We start from the raw sequence: 19,994 nt of genomic DNA, 5'->3' as shown, positions 1-19,994 counted from the left end.
GCGAGGATCTCGCAGCCGGGGGCCTGAGCTTCCGTTATAATCCGAGTCAGTAAGAGCCTGCGGAATAAAAAAATATGGATTATCACTTAACACTTAACTGGCCCGAGTTTATCGAACGTTACTGGCAAAAGCGCCCGGTGGTTCTGAAACGCGGGTTCAGCAACTTTGTCGACCCTATCTCGCCTGACGAGCTGGCCGGTCTGGCCATGGAAAACGAAGTCGACAGCCGCCTGGTCAGCCACCAGGACGGGAAATGGCAGGTCAGCCACGGTCCTTTCGAAAGCTACGATCACCTCGGCGAAAGCAACTGGTCGCTGCTGGTACAGGCGGTCAACCACTGGCACGAGCCAACTGCCGCGCTAATGCGCCCGTTCCGCGCCCTGCCCGACTGGCGAATGGACGATCTGATGATCTCCTTCTCTGTACCGGGCGGCGGCGTGGGTCCGCATCTGGACCAGTACGACGTGTTTATCATTCAGGGTACGGGCCGCCGCCGCTGGCGCGTGGGCGAAAAAGTGCCAATGAAACAGCACTGCCCGCACCCGGATCTGCTTCAGGTGGATCCGTTCGAAGGAATTATCGACGAAGAGCTGGAGCCGGGCGATATCCTCTACATTCCGCCGGGATTCCCTCATGAAGGTTACTCCCTGGAGAACTCGCTGAACTACTCCGTTGGATTCCGCGCGCCGAGCGGTCGCGAGATGATCAGCGGCTTTGCCGACTATGTTCTGCAGCGCGAGCTGGGCAGCTATCGCTACAGCGATCCGGATGTACCTGCGCGAGAGCATCCGGCAGATATTGTGCCAGAAGAGCTGGATAAACTGCGCGGCATGATGCTGGATCTGATCAACGAGCCGGAACACTTTAAACAATGGTTTGGCGAGTTTATCAGCCAGTCCCGCCACGAGCTGGACGTTGCGCCACCGGAGCCGCCGTATCAGGCGGACGAGATTTACGATGCGCTCCAGCAAGGCGACAAGCTGGTACGTCTGGGCGGATTGCGCGTGCTGCGCATTGGTGAAGAGGTGTTCGTCAACGGCGAGAAGCTGGACTCTCCACACCGACCGGCGCTGGAAGCCATTGCCAGCCATCTGGTGTTGACTGCCGACACCTTTGGCGATGCGCTGGAAGACCCGTCCTTCCTCGCGATGCTGGCCGCGCTGGTCAACAGCGGGTACTGGTTCTTTGAGGACTGAGTTGCTTTAATGCCCGGTAGCGCTTCGCTTACCGGGCCTGCGATCCGAATGTAGGCCGGGTAAGGCGTAGCCGCCACCCGGCTTTTCACTTCCGCTCACCCGCCGCAAAATCCTCGATCTCTCCCGCCCAATCCACCGGATACAAACCTTCAGCCACATCGCGATGAAACGTTGAAAAAGGCCAGTCAATAACCTTACTGACATAGCCATGCTTCACCGGATTGATGTAGACGTAATCCATATGTCGCAGGTAATCCTTTTCATTGCGAATGGTGTGCTCCCAGAAACGCGGCTGCCATACGTGGCGCATGTCGATGTTGCGGCTAAACGTTTTTTTGATATCCCGCCAGCGTGCCGAAAAGTCGCTATCTCCTTCCGGTAAGGTCCAGATACAGTGCATATGCTCAGGCAGAATAACCCATGCGTTGATCGTGAACGGCTTTGCACGTTTAACCAAAGAGGTGGCAGCGCGCAGACTGTCGATATAACGGGTAAGCAAATCGCTCTGGCGGTTTTGCAGGTTTACGGTGAAAAACCATGTACCGCCGGGGATGTAGTGGCGACGATAGTTTGACATGGGCACTCCTTGCCTCATTGTCGGGTGGCGGCTTCGCCTTACCCGACCTACGATCCGAATGTAGGCCCGGTAAGCCTAGCGCCACCGGGCGTTTTTTAGCCTTTTGCAGTAAGTTCCGCTATCCGCACTATCACCTTCACTGCTTTTTCCATCCCTTCCAGCGTCACAAACTCATGCTTGCCGTGGTAGTTATAGCCACCGGTAAACAAGTTCGGGCACGGCAGTCCCATAAACGACAGCTGAGAACCGTCGGTGCCGCCGCGAATCGGCTTCAGCTGCGGTTCAATATCACAGTCGCGCATCGCCTGCTGGGCGATATCAAGAATGTGCGGATGGGCCATCACCTTCTCGCGCATATTGTAATAGCTATCTTCGATAATGAGCTCAATATAGCAATCAGGGTGTAATCCTTTACCAACCTTCTTAGCGATCTCCATCATCTTGCGCTTGCGGGCCTCAAAGGCTTTGCGGTCGAAATCGCGGATGATGTAGTGCATCTGCGCGCTGTCCACGGTGCCTTTGATGCTGGTGAGGTGATAAAAGCCCTCGTAACCTTCGGTCTGTTCAGGGCTCTCTTCCGCCGGGACTTCCGCATGAATACGCGACGCCAGCGACAAGGCGTTCACCATGACGCCTTTCGCCGAACCGGGGTGAACGTTGTTACCGACAATTTTGATCGTGACGGACGCGGCATTGAAGTTTTCATACTCCAGTTCACCGACGCCGCCGCCGTCAACGGTATAGGCCCACTGCGCGTTAAAGGCTTCCACGTCGAAGTGCTTCGCGCCTTTGCCGACCTCTTCGTCCGGCGTAAAGGCCACGCGGATATCTCCGTGCGGGATATTTTTCTCTTTCAGCACCGCCAGCGCGGTCATGATCTCCGCGATGCCCGCCTTGTCATCCGCCCCCAGCAGCGTTTTACCGTCGGTGGTGATCAGCGTCTGGCCGAGCAACTGGTGCAGCACCGGGAACATCACCGGAGACAGCACTTCGTCGCCAATACCCAGCGCAATATCGCCGCCGCGGTAGTTTTCCACGATCTGCGGGTTAACATGCTTACCGCTAAAATCCGGAGAGGTGTCGACATGGGAGATAAAGCCAATCGCCGGAATATCACCCGGCACATTCGCCGGCAGCGTTCCCATCACAGTGCCTTTTTCGCTTAACGTGACGTTGACCAGCCCCATGGCGTCAAGCTGCTCTTTAAGCAGGTTTAACAACTTCCACTGGCCTTCGGTGCTTGGCACCTGGCGGACACCCGGCTTAGATTGGGTATCCAGCGAAACATACTGTAAAAAACGCTCAAGTAATTTATCCATGCAGTCACCCTCACTTTTCGTGACAACATTATCAATAAGCATCAAAACGCAAATATTGCGTCAGGTCACTTTTATCCCGCAAACGAGAACTTTTTACGTTTATATCTTTATGCGTTAATAAATGTAGCTTATGAATCAGTGACAAGGATTGGCGATTACGGGGGATTGCCGTAGAATGTCCGCCCTCATTACGAGTCACCAAGGTGGTTACACACAAACCCCGCTTCAGTCTGCTGCCTGAGGCGTCTATATGGGACAGCGCAAAAATTGAATACACAATCCCGTTCTCGTTCACCGCTGGTGCAACTGGAACGAATTCGTAAAAGCTTTGATGGCAAAGACGTCATTTCCGACCTCAACCTGACCATCAATGATGGTGAGTTTCTTACGCTGCTTGGTCCTTCCGGCTGCGGCAAAACCACCGTACTGCGCCTTATCGCCGGGCTGGAAAGCGTTGATAATGGCCGCATCCATCTTGAGAACCAGGACATAACCCAGGTTCCTGCCGAAGATCGCCACGTCAATACCGTCTTTCAGAGCTATGCCCTGTTCCCGCACATGACCGTGTTTGAGAACGTGGCGTTTGGCCTGCGGATGCAAAAGACCCCGGCTAATGAGATTGAACCGCGCGTCACCGACGCCCTGCGCATGGTACAGCTGGAAGCGTTTGCCCAGCGTAAGCCCCACCAGCTCTCCGGCGGTCAGCAGCAGCGCGTGGCGATTGCCCGCGCCGTGGTCAATAAACCGCGCCTGCTTCTGCTGGATGAATCCCTCTCCGCGCTGGACTACAAGCTGCGCAAGCAGATGCAGAACGAGCTGAAAGCGCTACAGCGCAAGCTTGGCATCACCTTTGTCTTCGTCACCCACGACCAGGAAGAGGCACTGACCATGTCAGACCGTATCGTGGTGATGCGCGACGGCAAGATTGAGCAGGACGGTACGCCGCGCGAAATCTACGAAGAGCCGAAAAACCTGTTTGTCGCCAGCTTCATTGGCGAAATCAATATCTTTAACGCCACGGTGATTGAGCGTCTGGACGACCAGCGCGTGCGCGCCAGCGTTGAAGGACGCGAGTGCAATATCACGGTGAATTTCCCCGTCGAAAAGGGGCAAAAGCTCAACGTTCTGCTGCGCCCGGAAGATCTGCGCGTCGATGAAATTCACGGCAATACCGAGGCCGAAGGGTTAATCGGCTATATCCGCGAGCGCAACTACAAAGGGATGACGCTGGAATCTGTCGTCGAGCTGGAGAACGGCAAAATGGTAATGGTCAGCGAATTCTTTAACGAGGACGATCCTGACTTCGACCACTCTCTCGACCAGAAAATGGTTATCAACTGGGTAGAAAGCTGGGAGGTTGTGCTGGCTGATGAAGAACACAAGTAAGTTCCAGAAGGTGGTGATTGCCACTATCGTCGGTTGGCTTGTGCTGTTTGTCTTTTTACCCAACCTGATGATCGTTGCCACCAGCTTCCTGACCCGGGACGATACAAACTTCGTTTCGCTGGTCTTTACGCTGGACAACTACGCGCGCCTGCTCGATCCGCTCTATTTCGACGTGCTGCTGCACTCGCTTAATATGGCGCTGATGGCTACCGTGGCCTGCCTGCTGCTGGGGTACCCTTTCGCATGGTTCCTGGCCAGGCTGCCACAGAAGGTGCGCCCGCTGCTGCTGTTTCTGCTGATTGTGCCGTTCTGGACTAACTCGCTGATTCGCATCTACGGGCTGAAAATCTTCCTCAGCACCAAAGGCTACCTCAATGAATTTCTGCTGTGGCTGGGGGTAATCGATACGCCGATACGCATCATGTTTACCCCGAGCGCGGTGATCGTTGGTCTGGTCTATATCCTGCTGCCGTTTATGGTGATGCCGCTCTACTCCAGTATCGAGAAGCTTGATAAACCGCTACTGGAGGCGGCAAAAGACCTGGGGGCTGACAAGCTTCAGACCTTCATCCGCATTATTATTCCGCTGACCATGCCCGGCATTATTGCCGGCTGTCTGCTGGTGATGCTTCCGGCGATGGGCCTGTTCTACGTGTCCGACCTGATGGGCGGAGCGAAAAACCTGCTGATCGGTAACGTGATCAAGAGTCAGTTCCTGAACATCCGCGACTGGCCGTTCGGTTCCGCGACAAGCATTACGCTGACGGTAGTGATGGGGCTGATGCTGCTGGTCTACTGGCGCGCGTCGCGCCTGCTGAATAAAAGGGTGGAACTCGAATGATCGGTCGACTGCTTCGCGGCGGTTTTATGACCGCCATCTACGCCTATCTTTATATCCCGATTATCATTTTAATCGTGAACTCTTTTAACAGCTCGCGGTTCGGGATTAACTGGCAAGGATTTACCACCAGCTGGTACAGCCTGCTGATGAACAACGACAGCCTGCTGCAGGCAGCCCAGCACTCGCTGACGATGGCGATCGTCTCCGCCACCTTCGCCACGCTGATTGGCTCCCTCACCGCCGTGGCGCTGTACCGCTATCGCTTTCGCGGCAAGCCGTTCGTCAGCGGCATGCTGTTTGTGGTGATGATGTCGCCGGACATCGTGATGGCGATTTCGCTACTGGTGCTGTTTATGCTGCTGGGCGTACAGCTTGGCTTCTGGTCGCTGCTGTTTTCCCATATCACCTTCTGCCTGCCGTTTGTGGTGGTGACCGTTTTCGCGCGCCTGAAAGGGTTCGACGTGCGCATGCTGGAGGCGGCGAAGGATCTGGGTGCCAGCGAAATGACCATCCTGCGCAAAATCATCCTGCCGCTGGCGATGCCCGCCGTGGCGGCCGGATGGCTGCTCAGCTTTACGCTGTCGATGGATGACGTGGTGGTCTCCTCCTTCGTGACCGGGCCGAGCTACGAAATTCTGCCGTTGAAGATCTATTCGATGGTCAAAGTCGGCGTGTCGCCAGAGGTGAACGCGCTGGCGACCATTCTGCTGGTGTTTTCGCTGGTTCTGGTGATCGCCAGCCAGGTTATTGCTCGTGATAAAACAAAATCTCAGGGGACAATGAAATGAAAAAAATGCTCGCCGCTGCGGCGCTGGTGCTTGGCATGGGTGCCGCGCACGCTGATGACAGCAAAACGCTCTACTTCTACAACTGGACCGAGTATGTGCCGCCGGGCCTGCTGGAGCAGTTCACCAAAGAGACTGGCATTAAGGTTATCTACTCGACCTACGAGTCGAATGAAACCATGTACGCCAAGCTGAAAACCTATAAAGACGGTGCATACGATCTGGTCGTTCCCTCCACTTACTTTGTCGACAAAATGCGCAAAGAGGGGATGATCCAGAAGATCGATAAAACGAAGCTAACCCATTTTTCAAACCTCGATCCTGAGATGCTCAACAAGCCGTTCGACCCGAATAATGACTACTCCATTCCTTACATCTGGGGGGCAACGGCGATTGGCGTTAACAGCGAGGCCATCGATCCGAAAACGGTCACCGGCTGGGCCGACCTGTGGAAACCGGAATACAAAGGCAGCCTGCTGTTAACCGACGATGCGCGTGAAGTGTTCCAGATCGCGCTGCGTAAACTTGGCTATTCCGGTAACACCACCGATCCGAAAGAGATTGAAGCGGCCTACAACGAGCTGAAAAAGCTGATGCCTAACGTGGCGGCATTCAACTCTGATAACCCAGCAAACCCGTATATGGAAGGTGAAGTGAACCTGGGAATGGTGTGGAACGGCTCTGCGTATGTTGCCCGCCAGGCCGGTACGCCGCTGGAGGTGGTCTGGCCGAAGGAAGGCGGCATCTTCTGGATGGATAGCCTCGCGATCCCGGCCAACGCGAAAAACGTGGACGGCGCGCTGAAGCTGATCAACTTCCTGCTGCGCCCGGACGTGGCGAAACAGGTTGCCGAGACGATTGGCTACCCGACGCCAAACCTGGCCGCCCGCAAGCTGCTGAAGCCTGACGTGGCTAACGATAAGTCACTCTATCCGGACGCCGACACCATCAGCAAAGGTGAATGGCAGAACGACGTTGGCGACGCGAGTCGCCTTTACGAAGAGTATTATCAGAAGTTAAAAGCAGGTCGTTAATGCAATACATAACGGGCGACGCAGCGTCGCCCGTTACTCTTACAGCCCCTTCAGAAGCTTATCCACAAAGGCCGGCACCACCTCACTCGCCAGGCCGTATTGCTTCTCTTCAAACTCGCTGCCCACCTGGCTTGGCTCCAGATTGAGCTCGACCGTATGCGCCCCGTGCAGTCGCGCTTCGTGAACAAACCCCGCCGCCGGGTAAACGTGACCTGATGTGCCAATAGCAATAAACACGTCCGCCATCGCCAGCGCGCTGTAGATCTCATCCATCCCCAGCGGCATTTCGCCAAACCAGACCACGTGCGGACGCAGGCGCGACGGGAACTGGCAGCAGTGGCATTTGTCTTCCGGCAGCACGTCCTCTTTCCAGTCCAGCACCTGACCGCTCCAGGCGCAGCGAACCTTGAGCAGCTCACCGTGCATGTGGATGATGTTCTTGTTGCCGGCCCGCTCGTGCAGGTTATCGATATTCTGCGTCACCAGCAGAAAACGATCCCCCAGCGCCTCTTCCAGCTTCGCCAGCGCCAGATGCGCCGCGTTCGGCGCAATCTCAGGCTGCTGAAGCTGCCGGCGGCGAGCGTTGTAAAACGCCTGCACCAGGTCCGGATCGCGGGCAAAGCCTTCCGGCGTCGCCACGTCCTCGACACGGTGCTCTTCCCACAGACCGTCCGCTGCACGGAAGGTCTGAATTCCTGACTCGGCGGAGATCCCCGCGCCGGTCAGCACCACCACTCTGGGTTTATCCATCGCTTCTGGCATTATTCTGTCTCTGAAAAAGATCCGCTGGCGCAAGCGCTCTCGTAAGCGGCGTTTGTTTTTGCGAAAACGGCTGAGTCGACCCTGGCGACGCGACAGCATAAAGACCTCGTAAACTAATCGGTGAGATGAAGGAATGCGGCTCCGCGCATGCCTCCTGCGTCCCCGTGGCGCGCACGTTCAATACGCGGCACGCGGGCGACCGGCAATAAATGTCGGGGCAGACGCCCGGACAACCTTTCCGTAATCGCGGTAAAGTTTGATAGCCCTCCCCCGATCACCAGCAGATCCGGGTCGACGATGGTGAGAATATTTCCCAGACACACCGCCAGCAGATCCAGATAGCGCTCGACGTGTTCACGCGCCTGCGCATCCCCCTGCTCCCACAGGGTAATGATTTGAGGGGCCTCAAGTTTCTGATGATAGAAGTGTTCGTAAAGCCATGCAAACCCGCGGCCGGAGAGGTAGTTCTCAATACAGCCGTGCTGGCCGCAGCCGCAGCGGGTCAGCGGAAAATCGCGCCCCACCACCTCCAGCGCATCCACCGGCAGGCGGATATGACCAAATTCCCCGGTGATGTAGCTGCGCCCGGTAATCGGCTTACCGTTGATGACAATCCCCCCGCCGACGCCGGTACCGAGGATCAGCCCCATCACCAGCGGATATTGACGGAACTCATCGTCCCAGGCTTCAGAGAGGGCAAAGCAGTTGGCATCGTTGTCTAAACGCACGTCGCGTTCAAGGAGGGCTGAAAGATCGGCGCGAAGCGGTTTACCGCTGGCGGCAGGCACGTTGGCGGCATACAGCGTGCCGTCATCGGTTTCGGGCATCCCCGGGATCCCGATACCGACGCTACCTTTCACGCCAAAGCGTTCATCCGCCTGCGCAACCAGCGCGGCAATGGCGGTTAAAAATTCATCGTAGCTTTCGCGCGGCGTGGGAACGCGGGTCTCCCACTGCAGTTTGAGGTTTTTATCAAACACGCCGAGCGCAATCTTGGTGCCGCCAATATCAAATCCATAATACATAGTGCATTCCTCTTTCTGACATAGCGGCCTCAGGACCGCTACACCATGACGTAATTACTGGCCACTTAATACCCTCGCCGGATCGATTCGGCTTGCGCGACGCGCCGGATACCAGCTTGCCAGCAGACTCAGTAAAAGTGCTGTAAGCAGCACATAAAAAACGTCCAGCCAGTGCAGTTCAGACGGCAGGAAGTCAATAAAATAGATGTCACCGGACAGGAACTGGTGGCCGATAAGCTTTTCAATTCCGTTGATAATCGGCGTCAGCTGCAGGGAAACCACCACGCCAATCACCACGCCGCACAGGCTGCCGAACAGCCCCGCCAGCAAACCATACCAGACGAAGATGGCGCGAATAAGACCGTCTTTTGCCCCGAGGGTACGCAGCACGGCGATGTCGCCGCTCTTGTCCTTAACCGCCATCACCAGCGTCGAGACGATATTAAAGCACGCCACGCCAATCACCAGCACCATCGCCAGATACATAATCGCGCGGATCATCTGGATATCACGGTACATGTACCCGTAAGTACCGATCCAGCTTTTGATATAGACATAGTTATTGGTGACGCTGCCGGCATCGCGCACCAGTTTGTTGGCGTTAAAGACGTCGTTCACCTTAATGGCAATGCCCGTCACGCTGTCGCCCATGTCGAGATACTGGCGCGCATCTTCCAGCGGTACCATCGCAAAGCTATGGTCAAGCTGGCCGCTCAGCTGGAGAATACCGGTGACGTGCAGGCGCACGCGCTTGGGCTGCTGCAGTTTGTGGTCAGCGCTGGCGTTGGGGATCATGATTGACACCCAGTCGCCCTGCTTCACCTTCAGGGCATCGGCAACGCCTTTGCCCATGATGATCTGCTGCTCGCCGGCCTTAAAGTTCGCCCACGCGCCGTTCTGCACATAGTTCGGCAGCGCGCTCAGTCGCGCTTCCTGGGCGGGGTTGACCCCTTTCACCTGGATGGCGCGCAGGTTTACCCCGCTCTCTACCAGCCCGGTAAAGTTAATGTAGGGCGCGGCCGCCGCAATACCGGGCACTTTTTCCACTTTAGTCAGGGCGTCGCTCCAGTTGGCCCACGGCTGGTTAACCGGCTCGATTTCCCCGTGCGGCACCACCGCCAGAATGCGGTTATTCAGCTCCCGCTCAAAGCCGTTCATGGCGCTTAAGCCCACAATCAGCACCGCCACGCCCAGCGCAATACCGATGGTCGAGATCACGGAGATGAGCGACACCATGCCGCCGCGACGGCGGCCGCGGCTAAAGCGTAACCCGATGAGTAACGATAACGGTGACGCCATTACTCCGCCCCCATCAGGGTTAGTTCCGCGTTCAGATGACCGTCGCGCATCTCAAGCTGGCGCCCCATGCGTTTTGCCAGCTGCAGATCGTGGGTCACCACCAGAAACGCGGTCCCCTGCGAGGCGTTCAGCTCGCCGAGAAGCTGGAAAATACTGTCCGCATTGCGCGCGTCCAGGTTACCGGTCGGTTCATCCGCAAGTACCAGGCGCGGATTATTGACCAGCGCGCGGGCAATCGCCACGCGCTGGCGCTCGCCGCCGGAAAGCTCTGACGGACGATGGTTACCGCGATGCCCCAGCCCTACCGCTTTCAGCATGTCGCTGGCGCGGGCATTAATTTCTGCCGGTTTCTTTTTGCCAATCAGCAGCGGCATCGCCACGTTTTCCAGCGCCGTGAAATCCGGCAGCAGGTGGTGGAACTGGTAGATAAAGCCCAGCTCGCGGTTACGCAGCTCGGCCTTCGCTGCAGAGGACATTTTGCTCATCGGCTGGCCGGAGAAGATCACATCGCCGCTGGTTGGCGTATCGAGCCCGCCCAGCAGGTGCAGCAGCGTACTTTTGCCCGAGCCGGAGCTGCCGACAATCGCCATCATCTCGCCCTCGCCCACGCTAAAGCTCACATTGTGCAGCACGTCGGTCTGCACAGTGCCTTCCTGATAGCGTTTGGACAGGTTGTCGCATTGCAACAGGATCTTATTCATAACGTAAAGCCTCAGCGGGTTGGGTGGCGGCAGCGCGCCAGGAAGGATAAAGCGTAGAAAGCAGCGCAATGGCCATCGCGGCCAGCGCAATCCCGACCACCTGCAGCGGCTCGATAGCCACCGGCAGCGCCGCGCCGTCAAGCAGCGCGCCGATGATCGGCATTAAGTTATTAAGCTGGCTGGCAAGCAGTGCCCCCAGCACGGCGCCGAGCAGCGCGCCGATGATACCGGCACTGGCCCCCTGCACCATAAACACCGCCATGATCTGGCGCGGCGTGAGCCCCTGAGTTTGCAGAATGGCGACTTCGCCCTGCTTCTCCATCACCATCAGGCCCAGCGAGGTGATAATGTTAAATGCAGCCACGGCGACGATCAGGCTCAGCAGCAGCCCCATCATGTTTTTTTCCATTCGCACGGCCTGGAACAGTTCGCCTTTACGCTCGCGCCAGTCCTGCCATTTGGTGCCGTCCGGCAGTTTTTGCTGGCTGAGGGTATCGACCTTCAGCGGCTGATCGAGCCACAGGCGCCAGCCGGTGATGTTTCCCGCCGGGTAACGCATCAGGCGTGACGCGTCCTGGATGTTCACCAGCATCTGATAGCCGTCAACTTCGCTGTTGGCGGCAAAGGTGCCGACCACGTTAAACAGGCGCTGGCTTGGCAAACGTCCCATCGGCGTAAATTGGCTTGCGGACGGCACCATCACGCGCAGCTGGTCGCCACGGTTGACGCCAAGCTGGCCGGCAAGCTGCTCACCCAGAATCACGTTGTACTTTCCGGCTTCCAGATCGGTCTGCTTGACGTTAACCAGGAACGGCGTCAGCGGGTCTTTTTGCGCCGGGTCAATTCCCAGCATCACGCCGACCGCCACGCTGCGGGCACTTTGCAGCACCACGTCGCCCGTTGTGAGCGGCGCAACGCGCGTGACGCCCTGTAGCTTCGCCGCGCTTTCCGGCAGCTGTTGCGGGTTCACCGAACCGTTGGTTGAGGAGAGAACGGCCTGCGGCATCAGCCCCAGAATGTTGTTTTGCAGCTCGCGCTCGAAGCCATTCATAACGGAAAGTACCGTCACCAGTGCCATCACGCCAAGCGTAATGCCAATAGTCGAAAGCCAGGAGACAAAGCGACCGAAGCGGTCCGCGGCGCGCCCACGCATGTAACGTAAGCCTATGAAGAGTGCGACAGGTTGATACATGAAGTCCGTCTGTTTGCTGATAGCAGACCCACGAGTATATAAGCGAATCCGTTAAGGGTAAATGACTGAAACCGTAAGCTTTGGTAATCATTTTTCCGAAAAATTCAGATAAATCAGAGTGCTATTGTCTGAATCGTCACCATACAGCCTCCACCTTTTCCGAAAAACCACCTGATACAGACTGTTACCCGTTACATCCCGGCTTCGTTTAACAACAATTGCTCGTTCGTTTATGGCAATAAGGTAGTCGCGAACAATGAAGCAAAAAGCATTATGGATTAACCAGATAAAAGGGCTCTGTATCTGCCTGGTGGTTATCTATCATTCGGTCATCACCTTTTACCCGCATCTGAGCGGGCTGCAACACCCGCTCTCCGGTCTTCTCGCCAAATGCTGGGTCTATTTTAACCTCTATCTCGCCCCGTTCCGGATGCCGGTCTTCTTCTTTATCTCCGGCTATCTGATCCGTCGTTATATTGATGAGGTGGACTGGCGCACCAGCCTCGACAAGCGGATCTGGAGCATCGTCTGGGTTCTGGCGCTGTGGGGCGTCCTGCAATGGCAGGCCCTGACCCACCTGAATGCCTGGCTGGCGCCCGACCGCGAGCTTGCCACCTCGTCAAATGCGGCCTACGCCGACTCGTTCTCAGGCTTTGTGCTGGGGATGGTCACCGCCAGCACCAGCCTGTGGTATCTGTATGCTCTGGTGGTCTACTTCACGCTGTGTAAACTGCTGAGCCGCTGGAAGCTGCCGGTACTCGGACTGCTGGCGCTGGCGAGCATCGCGATCAACTTCCTGCCTCTGCCGTGGTGGGGAATGAACAGCGTGGTACGCAACATGATCTACTACAGCATGGGGGCGTGGTATGGCGCGGAGCTGATGACGTGGATGAAAAGCTTCAACCTGCGCCGCACATGGCTGGCAACTGGCGCTTTCGCGGCCGTCTCCGTGGTGCTGTGGTTTGCAAACGTTCCTCTCCTGCTTTCCCTGCTGTCGATTGTGTTGATCATGAAGCTGTTCTATAGCTTCGAGCAGCGCTATGCCGTGCATCCTAACAACCTGCTGAACGTGATTGGCTCAAACACCATTGCGATCTATACCACCCACCGCATATTAATTGAGGCCTTCAGCCTGATTCTGATTGGCGAGATGAATGCCGCCCTGTGGCCGATCTGGGCAGAACTGTGCTTAATACTGGTCTACCCGTTTGCCAGCCTGCTTATCTGTACCCTTGCCGGGCTCGGGGTGCGTAAAATCTCCACCGCACTGTTCGGAGACCTTTTCTTCTCTCCTCCGTCTACGCGGAGCCTGTCACCTGCCACCCGTTAATGCCCCTCCGCCCCCGTTTTGGGGGCGTTTAGCCCTGCCGTGCGGTTACGATTTGCTTATGTAAAACGATCGAGGATAATAAAGACATTGCGTATCAGTGATATGCCCCAATACTGTTGGTATATCCATAAGAGACTCTGACATAGCCATGCCTGAACACTATCGTTATTCCTTGCCCGTCAAAGCGGGCGACCAGCGTCAGCTGGGTGAACTCACGGGCGCGGCGTGCGCCACGCTGGTGGCAGAAATCGCCGAGCGGCACCCTGGCCCGGTGGTACTGGTTGCCCCGGATATGCAAAACGCCCTGCGCCTGCACGACGAAATCCGCCAGTTCACCGATAGCCTGGTGTTCAGCCTGGCCGACTGGGAAACGCTGCCTTATGACAGCTTCTCTCCGCATCAGGAGATCATCTCCTCGCGCCTGTCGACCCTGTATCAACTCCCGACTATGCAGCGCGGCGTGCTGATTGTGCCGGTCAATACCCTGATGCAGCGCGTCTGCCCGCACAGCTATCTGCACGGTCACGCGCTTGTGATGAAAAAAGGCCAGCGCCTGTCTCGCGACACCCTGCGCGACCAGCTTGACGGTGCTGGCTATCGCCATGTCGATCAGGTCATGGAACACGGGGAATACGCGACCCGCGGCGCGTTGCTCGACCTTTACCCGATGGGCAGCGACCAGCCGTATCGTCTGGATTTCTTTGATGATGAAATCGACAGCCTGCGCGTGTTCGATGCCGACACCCAGCGCACGCTGGAGGAAGTGGAGTCTATCAATTTACTGCCCGCGCATGAGTTCCCGACGGACAAAACTGCCATCGAACTGTTCCGCAGCCAGTGGCGCGACAGGTTCGACGTGAAGCGTGATGCAGAACATATCTATCAGCAGGTCAGCAAAGGCACGCTCCCGGCCGGGATCGAATACTGGCAGCCGCTGTTCTTCAACGAGCCGCTGCCTGCCCTGTTCAGCTATTTCCCGGCGAATACGCTGATTGTAAACACCGGCGATATCGACGCCAGCGCCAGCCGCTTTGAAAGCGAAACCCGCGCGCGCTTCGAAAACCGGGGCGTTGACCCGATGCGTCCGCTCCTGCCGCCGGAAGCGCTATGGCTGCGCACCGACGAGCTTAACGCCGAGCTGAAGCGCTGGCCGCGCATGCAGCTCAAAACCGACTCGCTTGCCGATAAAGCCGCCAATACGAACCTCGCCTTCCGGACGCTGCCGGACCTGGCCGTTCAGGCGCAGCAGAAATCGCCGCTGGATAATCTGCGCAAGTTCCTGGAGTCCTTTACCGGCCCGGTCGTATTTTCCGTTGAGAGTGAAGGCCGCCGCGAAGCGCTCGGTGAGCTGCTGGGACGCATCAAAGTTGCGCCGAAGCGCATTCTGCGGTTAAGCGAAGCGACCGGGAATGGTCGTTACCTGATGATTGGCGCCGCCGAGCACGGGTTCATTGACACGCTCAATAACCTGGCGCTGATTTGCGAAAGCGACCTGCTGGGCGAGCGCGTCGCGCGCCGTCGGCAGGACAGCCGTCGGACCATCAACCCGGACACCTTGATCCGTAACCTGGCCGAGCTGCATCCGGGCCAGCCGATTGTTCACCTGGAGCACGGCGTCGGACGATATCAGGGGATGACCACGCTGGAAGCGGGCGGTATCAAAGGTGAGTACCTGATGCTGACCTACGCCAACGATGCCAAACTCTATGTGCCTGTTTCGTCCCTGCACCTTATCAGCCGCTACGCGGGAGGTGCGGAGGAGAACGCGCCGCTGCACAAGCTGGGCGGCGATGCCTGGGCGCGTGCGCGCCAGAAGGCAGCGGAAAAAGTGCGCGACGTGGCGGCCGAGCTGCTGGATATCTACGCCCAGCGCGCGGCCAAAGAGGGCTTCGCCTTTAAGCACGACAAAGAACAGTACCAGCTGTTCTGCGACAGCTTCCCGTTTGAAACCACGCCGGATCAGGCCCAGGCCATTAATGCCGTGCTGAGCGACATGTGCCAGCCGCTGGCAATGGACCGCTTAGTCTGCGGCGACGTCGGCTTCGGAAAAACCGAAGTGGCGATGCGCGCCGCCTTCCTTGCGGTGGAAAACAACAAGCAGGTGGCGGTGCTGGTGCCGACCACCCTGCTCGCCCAGCAGCACTTCGACAACTTCCGGGACCGTTTCGCCAACTGGCCGGTACGTATAGAAATGCTGTCGCGTTTTCGCAGCACAAAAGAGCAAACGCAGATCCTGGAGCAGGCAAGCGAAGGCAAAATCGACATTCTGATCGGCACCCACAAGCTGCTGCAAAGCGACGTGAAGTGGAAAGATCTGGGGCTGCTGATCGTTGACGAAGAGCACCGCTTCGGGGTGCGTCATAAAGAGCGCATCAAAGCGATGCGCGCGGACGTCGACATCCTGACCCTGACCGCAACGCCGATCCCGCGCACGCTGAACATGGCGATGAGCGGCATGCGCGATCTGTCGATTATCGCCACGCCGCCGGCGCGCCGTCTGGCGGTAAAAACCTTTGTCCGCGAGTATGACAATCTGGTGGTGCGTGAGGCGATCCTGCGTGAGGTGCTGCGCGGCGGCCAGGTGTATTACCTGTATAACGACGTCGAAAATATCCAGAAAGCCGCCGACAGGCTGGCTGAACTGGTACCGGAGGCGCGCGTTGCCATCGGGCACGGGCAGATGCGCGAACGCGAGCTGGAACGGGTGATGAACGACTTCCACCACCAGCGCTTTAACGTGCTGGTGTGTACCACCATCATTGAGACCGGGATCGACATTCCGACCGCGAACACGATTATTATCGAACGCGCGGATCACTTTGGTCTGGCCCAGCTCCACCAGCTGCGCGGCCGCGTCGGGCGTTCGCACCATCAGGCCTACGCGTGGCTGCTGACGCCGCATCCGAAAGCGATGACCACCGACGCGCAAAAGCGCCTGGAAGCCATCGCCTCGCTGGAAGATCTCGGCGCAGGCTTCGCGCTGGCCACGCACGATCTTGAGATCCGCGGTGCCGGCGAACTACTGGGTGAAGATCAGAGCGGCTCCATGGAGACCATCGGCTTCTCGCTCTATATGGAGCTGCTGGAAAACGCGGTCGATGCCCTGAAGGCCGGACGTGAACCGTCTCTGGAAGATTTGACCAGCCAGCAGACCGAGGTTGAACTCCGCATGCCTTCCCTGCTGCCAGACGATTTCATTCCGGATGTGAATACCCGTCTGTCGTTCTACAAGCGTATCGCCAGTGCGAAAAATGAGAACGAGCTGGAAGAGATTAAGGTGGAGCTGATTGACCGCTTCGGCCTGCTGCCAGATGCGGCGAGAAACCTGCTGGATATCGCGCGTCTGCGCCAGCAGGCGCAGAAGCTGGGCATTCGCAAACTTGAAGGCAACGAAAAAGGCGGCGTAATTGAGTTTGCCGAGAAGAATCACGTCAACCCGATGTGGCTGATCGGTCTGCTGCAAAAACAGCCGCAGCATTTCCGTCTGGATGGTCCAACCCGTCTGAAATTTACCCAGGAGCTGACGGAGCGCAAAACCCGCATGGACTGGGTGCGTAACTTTATGCGTCAGTTGGAAGAGAACGCCGTCGCATAACTCGCCCTTCCCCCCTTCAGTGCAGTGCTGCCGGGGGGACAATTTACAAATTCTTTGCACTTCATCCGATCTTCCCGACACACCCATTCGCCATAATTATCTTTAACGTCTTATAAAACAATAACCTTATCATTTATATGGACTATGGTGATGATGACCTCTTCGCGTTTTACCCGCTGGATAACCCTTTTTGCGCTGGCGGCCACCGTCGCGGTTGCGCTTCCTGCGCGCGCAAACACCTGGCCCCTTCCCCCGCCCGGCAGCAAGGTGGTGGGCGAGAACCGCTTTCATGTGGTAGAAAACAATGGCGGTTCACTGGAAGCGATAGCCAAAAAATATAACGTCGGTTTTCTGGCCCTGCTGCAGGCGAACCCCGGCGTCGACCCGTACGTCCCGCGCGCGGGCAGCGTGCTGACCATCCCGTTACAGACTATCCTGCCGGATGCCCCGCGCGAGGGGATCGTGATCAACCTGGCGGAGCTGCGTCTGTACTATTACCCGCCGGGTAAAAATGAGGTTACCGTCTACCCTATCGGTATTGGTCAGTTGGGCGGCGATACGCTGACACCGACGATGGTCACGACCGTCTCGGATAAACGCGCCAACCCAACCTGGACGCCGACGGCCAACATTCGCGCCCGTTATAAGGCCCAGGGCATCGATCTTCCTGCCGTGGTGCCGGCAGGCCCGGATAACCCGATGGGTCACCACGCGATCCGCCTTGCCGCGTACGGTGGCGTTTACCTGCTGCACGGGACGAACGCGGATTTTGGCATCGGCATGCGCGTCAGCTCCGGCTGTATTCGTCTGCGCGATAACGATATCAAAACGCTTTTTAACGTCGTTACGCCGGGAACGAAGGTGAATATTATCAATACGCCGATTAAGGTCTCTGAAGAGCCAGGCGGCGTGCGGCTGGTTGAGATTCACCAGCCGCTGTCAAAAAATATCGGCGACGATCCGCAGACGTTACCCATTAAGCTGAATGCCGCGATGGTGAGCTTCAAAACGAATGCGAACACCGATAGCCTGGTGATGGAGCGCGCGATGGAGGCACGGTCAGGGATGCCGACCGATGTCACCCGGCATCACGATGTCGTCCCGCAGCCGATGTAAATCAGAAATAAAAAACGCCCTGCTGAGCAGGGCGTTTTTTATTGCAGTGGCATAAGTGAGGGTTTATGCCCGGCTTATTTGTAGATTACAGCGGTGCCGTGCAGGGTGTTAGGACCGGTCACAGAAGTGATGCGGTAAGATTTTGCACCCATTGCTTCCGCTTTTTGCGCCAGCTGATCTTCCAGTGAGCCCAGGTTAGTCCCGGCAGACGCAGAGATCGTCCCGACTTTATGTTGATCGGCTGGAGTGGATTGTACCTGTACAGCAGCAAAGCTTGCGAAAGAGAGTGAACTCAGGACAGCAGCAGCGATGAGGGTTTTTACGTTTTTCATAATGTTTACCTTTGGCAGATGAATTTGGAGGTCGCTATCTATTTAGTTAACGATCGATAGGTAAATCATAAGTGTGATCCAGCTCACGCGTCAACATATTTTTATAACGAGCATTAATTAAATTTTAAAGTCGTTATTTTTCATACATATATGATTAATTTATTTTTAAGCATTCTGCACTGGTGGTGGGTAGCGTTTATTTTTATAATGGTCATTCAACAAACCAACAGAGGACCAACGGCAAATGACAACCGACGTCACGAGTTGTGCGAAGAAAAGCCGTGGCCGACCAAAAGTGTTTGACAGGGATGCAGCGCTTGATAAGGCCATGACTCTCTTCTGGCAACATGGGTATGAAGCGACCTCGCTTTCCGATCTGGTAGAAGCCACCGGAGCCAAAGCGCCGACGCTTTATGCTGAATTTACCAATAAAGAGGGGCTGTTCAGGGCGGTGCTGGACAGGTACATTTCGCGCTTTGCGGCGAAACACGAAGCGCAGCTATTTTGTGAAGAGAAAAGCGTTGAACAGGCACTACGGGATTACTTCACCGCCGTTGCCACCTGTTTCACCAGTAAAGAGACGCCCGCGGGCTGCTTTATGATTAACACCTCTGCCACCCTGGCGGCGGCGTCGAAAGAGATCGCCAATACGGTGAAATCGCGTCATGCAATGCAGGAAGAGACGCTCAGCGCATTTCTGGCTCAGCGCCAGCAGCGCGGTGAAATCCCTGCGCAATGCAATCCTCAGCTGTTGGCGCAATACCTGAGCTGTATTTTGCAGGGGATGTCGATCAGCGCCCGTGAAGGGGCGACGCTGGAAAAGCTGCAGAATATTAGCGACACCACGCTGCGGCTGTGGCCTGAGCTACTGAAAATCTGAAAAAAAAAAGCTCCTCAGCCTGAGCGCATGAGGAGCTAAATTCAGAGAACATCTTTTTTACGCTTTGTTGTTCAGTACCAGCTGACCATTTCCATCCAGTGGAATTTGGGTACCCGGGTCTTTATCCATGCGGATTTTGCCCTGCTGATCGCCAATTTTATACGTCACGTCATAACCCAGCATTTTCTCCGACTTGTCATAGACGGTTTTGCAGCGCTGCTGAGTCGTAGTGTAGGTATCATTATCCTGCATCGCGCCCTGCACCTGGTTACCGGCATAGCCGCCACCCAGCGCGCCGACCACGGTCGCCACATCTTTGCCCCGGCCGCCGCCGAACTGGTGACCAATCACCCCACCCGCTACCGCGCCGAGAACAGAGCCGGCAATACGGTTTTCATCCTGTACCGGACGACGATGGGTTACGGAGACGTTACGACACTCCTGACGAGGGGTTTTTACGGTTTCTTTAATAGGCGTTGCGGAAACCACCTGCGCATACTGCGGGCCGCGATCTAAAACGTTGAGACTGGCAACAGCTGCCACACCTAACGCAGCTGCGACACCAATCCCTATACCCGCCAACATTGATTTATTCACGGGACTTCCTCCTTTGTTGCTATTGGT

At 56.8% G+C, this 19,994-nt stretch carries 18 protein-coding genes; 9 read left to right on the top strand and 9 right to left on the bottom strand.

Annotated features, from left to right (window positions below; translation table 11 throughout):
- The first annotated feature begins 74 nt into the window (after positions 1 to 74).
- Positions 75 to 1,196 (top strand): cupin domain-containing protein, encoded by a 1,122-nt coding sequence (locus HBM95_09025; protein NIH43069.1) that lies wholly within the window; start codon positions 75 to 77, stop codon positions 1,194 to 1,196.
- Between the two features lie 85 nt (positions 1,197 to 1,281).
- Here the strand turns inward: HBM95_09025 and HBM95_09020 are convergent, their stop codons facing one another.
- On the bottom strand, positions 1,282 to 1,773 hold the full coding sequence (locus tag HBM95_09020; GenBank protein NIH43068.1) for a transposase: 492 nt from the start codon (positions 1,771 to 1,773) through the stop codon (positions 1,282 to 1,284).
- Between the two features lie 95 nt (positions 1,774 to 1,868).
- Positions 1,869 to 3,092, bottom strand: a complete 1,224-nt coding sequence (gene pepT, locus HBM95_09015; protein ID NIH43067.1) for a peptidase T — start codon at positions 3,090 to 3,092, stop codon at positions 1,869 to 1,871.
- A gap of 237 nt (positions 3,093 to 3,329) precedes the next feature.
- On the opposite strand from pepT, the gene potA reads away from it, so the two are divergent.
- From potA to potD, 4 genes are read left to right on the top strand one after another with little or no spacing between them, the layout of a single operon-like run.
- Positions 3,330 to 4,478 (top strand): spermidine/putrescine ABC transporter ATP-binding protein PotA, encoded by a 1,149-nt coding sequence (gene potA / locus HBM95_09010; protein ID NIH43066.1) that lies wholly within the window; start codon positions 3,330 to 3,332, stop codon positions 4,476 to 4,478.
- Positions 4,462 to 5,319 (top strand): spermidine/putrescine ABC transporter permease PotB, encoded by an 858-nt coding sequence (potB, locus tag HBM95_09005; protein ID NIH43065.1) that lies wholly within the window; start codon positions 4,462 to 4,464, stop codon positions 5,317 to 5,319. The genes potA and potB overlap by 17 nt, the downstream gene beginning before the upstream one ends.
- A complete protein-coding gene (gene potC / locus HBM95_09000) occupies positions 5,316 to 6,107 on the top strand; it encodes a spermidine/putrescine ABC transporter permease PotC (GenBank protein NIH43064.1) in 792 nt (263 codons plus the stop codon). Before potB ends, potC begins: the two co-directional genes overlap by 4 nt.
- Positions 6,104 to 7,138 (top strand): spermidine/putrescine ABC transporter substrate-binding protein PotD, encoded by a 1,035-nt coding sequence (potD, locus tag HBM95_08995; GenBank protein ID NIH43063.1) that lies wholly within the window; start codon positions 6,104 to 6,106, stop codon positions 7,136 to 7,138. The genes potC and potD overlap by 4 nt, the downstream gene beginning before the upstream one ends.
- Positions 7,139 to 7,177: 39 nt before the next feature.
- On the opposite strand, the gene cobB is transcribed toward potD, so the two are convergent.
- From cobB to lolC, 5 genes are read right to left on the bottom strand one after another with little or no spacing between them, the layout of a single operon-like run.
- A complete protein-coding gene (gene cobB, locus HBM95_08990; protein ID NIH43062.1) occupies positions 7,178 to 7,999 on the bottom strand; it encodes an NAD-dependent protein deacylase in 822 nt (273 codons plus the stop codon).
- Positions 8,000 to 8,013: 14 nt separating this feature from the next.
- Positions 8,014 to 8,925 carry an N-acetylglucosamine kinase gene (nagK, locus tag HBM95_08985; protein NIH43061.1) on the bottom strand — a complete coding sequence of 304 codons (912 nt, stop codon included), beginning with the start codon at positions 8,923 to 8,925 and terminating at the stop codon, positions 8,014 to 8,016.
- Between the two features lie 54 nt (positions 8,926 to 8,979).
- The gene (gene lolE, locus HBM95_08980; GenBank protein ID NIH43060.1) at positions 8,980 to 10,224 is read right to left on the bottom strand and encodes a lipoprotein-releasing ABC transporter permease subunit LolE; all 1,245 of its coding nucleotides are present in this window, start codon (positions 10,222 to 10,224) and stop codon (positions 8,980 to 8,982) included.
- Entirely contained in the window at positions 10,224 to 10,925 is a 702-nt protein-coding gene (gene lolD, locus HBM95_08975) for a lipoprotein-releasing ABC transporter ATP-binding protein LolD (protein NIH43059.1), read from the bottom strand. Before lolD ends, lolE begins: the two co-directional genes overlap by 1 nt.
- Positions 10,918 to 12,117 (bottom strand): lipoprotein-releasing ABC transporter permease subunit LolC, encoded by a 1,200-nt coding sequence (gene lolC / locus HBM95_08970; protein ID NIH43058.1) that lies wholly within the window; start codon positions 12,115 to 12,117, stop codon positions 10,918 to 10,920. Before lolC ends, lolD begins: the two co-directional genes overlap by 8 nt.
- A 256-nt stretch (positions 12,118 to 12,373) precedes the next feature.
- On the opposite strand from lolC, the gene HBM95_08965 reads away from it, so the two are divergent.
- From HBM95_08965 to HBM95_08955, 3 genes are all read left to right on the top strand, one after another.
- Entirely contained in the window at positions 12,374 to 13,447 is a 1,074-nt protein-coding gene (locus HBM95_08965; GenBank protein NIH43057.1) for an acyltransferase family protein, read from the top strand.
- 148 nt (positions 13,448 to 13,595) lie between these two features.
- A complete protein-coding gene (gene mfd, locus HBM95_08960; protein NIH43056.1) occupies positions 13,596 to 17,042 on the top strand; it encodes a transcription-repair coupling factor in 3,447 nt (1,148 codons plus the stop codon).
- Between the two features lie 150 nt (positions 17,043 to 17,192).
- On the top strand, positions 17,193 to 18,158 hold the full coding sequence (locus HBM95_08955) for a L,D-transpeptidase family protein (GenBank protein ID NIH43055.1): 966 nt from the start codon (positions 17,193 to 17,195) through the stop codon (positions 18,156 to 18,158).
- A 74-nt stretch (positions 18,159 to 18,232) separates the two neighbouring features.
- Here the strand turns inward: HBM95_08955 and HBM95_08950 are convergent, their stop codons facing one another.
- Positions 18,233 to 18,490 (bottom strand): DUF1471 domain-containing protein, encoded by a 258-nt coding sequence (locus HBM95_08950; protein NIH43054.1) that lies wholly within the window; start codon positions 18,488 to 18,490, stop codon positions 18,233 to 18,235.
- A gap of 244 nt (positions 18,491 to 18,734) precedes the next feature.
- Here HBM95_08950 and HBM95_08945 point away from each other — a divergent pair, with 244 nt between their 5' ends.
- Entirely contained in the window at positions 18,735 to 19,370 is a 636-nt protein-coding gene (locus HBM95_08945) for a TetR/AcrR family transcriptional regulator (GenBank protein ID NIH43053.1), read from the top strand.
- Positions 19,371 to 19,427: 57 nt separating this feature from the next.
- Here HBM95_08945 and HBM95_08940 read toward each other — a convergent pair whose 3' ends face one another.
- Positions 19,428 to 19,967: a glycine zipper 2TM domain-containing protein gene (locus HBM95_08940; protein NIH43052.1), complete on the bottom strand. Its 540-nt coding sequence runs from the start codon at positions 19,965 to 19,967 to the stop codon at positions 19,428 to 19,430.
- Between the last annotated feature and the right edge of the window lie 27 nt (positions 19,968 to 19,994).

It is taken from the genome of Enterobacter asburiae, from assembly GCA_011754535.1.
GTDB lineage: Bacteria > Pseudomonadota > Gammaproteobacteria > Enterobacterales > Enterobacteriaceae > Enterobacter > Enterobacter cloacae_N.
This window is presented reverse-complemented; position numbering and strand designations above follow the sequence as displayed.

Bases quoted from the DNA above. Each gene is read 5' to 3' on its own strand.
- HBM95_09025 (NIH43069.1), top strand. From the start codon at position 75: ATGGATTATCACTTAACACTTAACTGGCCCGAGTTTATCGAACGTTAC.
- HBM95_09020 (NIH43068.1), bottom strand. From the start codon at position 1,773: ATGTCAAACTATCGTCGCCACTACATCCCCGGCGGTACATGGTTTTTC.
- pepT (NIH43067.1), bottom strand. From the start codon at position 3,092: ATGGATAAATTACTTGAGCGTTTTTTACAGTATGTTTCGCTGGATACC.
- potB (NIH43065.1), top strand. From the start codon at position 4,462: ATGAAGAACACAAGTAAGTTCCAGAAGGTGGTGATTGCCACTATCGTC.
- potC (NIH43064.1), top strand. From the start codon at position 5,316: ATGATCGGTCGACTGCTTCGCGGCGGTTTTATGACCGCCATCTACGCC.
- potD (NIH43063.1), top strand. From the start codon at position 6,104: ATGAAAAAAATGCTCGCCGCTGCGGCGCTGGTGCTTGGCATGGGTGCC.
- cobB (NIH43062.1), bottom strand. From the start codon at position 7,999: ATGCTGTCGCGTCGCCAGGGTCGACTCAGCCGTTTTCGCAAAAACAAA.
- nagK (NIH43061.1), bottom strand. From the start codon at position 8,925: ATGTATTATGGATTTGATATTGGCGGCACCAAGATTGCGCTCGGCGTG.
- lolE (NIH43060.1), bottom strand. From the start codon at position 10,224: ATGGCGTCACCGTTATCGTTACTCATCGGGTTACGCTTTAGCCGCGGC.
- lolD (NIH43059.1), bottom strand. From the start codon at position 10,925: ATGAATAAGATCCTGTTGCAATGCGACAACCTGTCCAAACGCTATCAG.
- lolC (NIH43058.1), bottom strand. From the start codon at position 12,117: ATGTATCAACCTGTCGCACTCTTCATAGGCTTACGTTACATGCGTGGG.
- HBM95_08965 (NIH43057.1), top strand. From the start codon at position 12,374: ATGAAGCAAAAAGCATTATGGATTAACCAGATAAAAGGGCTCTGTATC.
- mfd (NIH43056.1), top strand. From the start codon at position 13,596: ATGCCTGAACACTATCGTTATTCCTTGCCCGTCAAAGCGGGCGACCAG.
- HBM95_08955 (NIH43055.1), top strand. From the start codon at position 17,193: ATGATGACCTCTTCGCGTTTTACCCGCTGGATAACCCTTTTTGCGCTG.
- HBM95_08950 (NIH43054.1), bottom strand. From the start codon at position 18,490: ATGAAAAACGTAAAAACCCTCATCGCTGCTGCTGTCCTGAGTTCACTC.
- HBM95_08945 (NIH43053.1), top strand. From the start codon at position 18,735: ATGACAACCGACGTCACGAGTTGTGCGAAGAAAAGCCGTGGCCGACCA.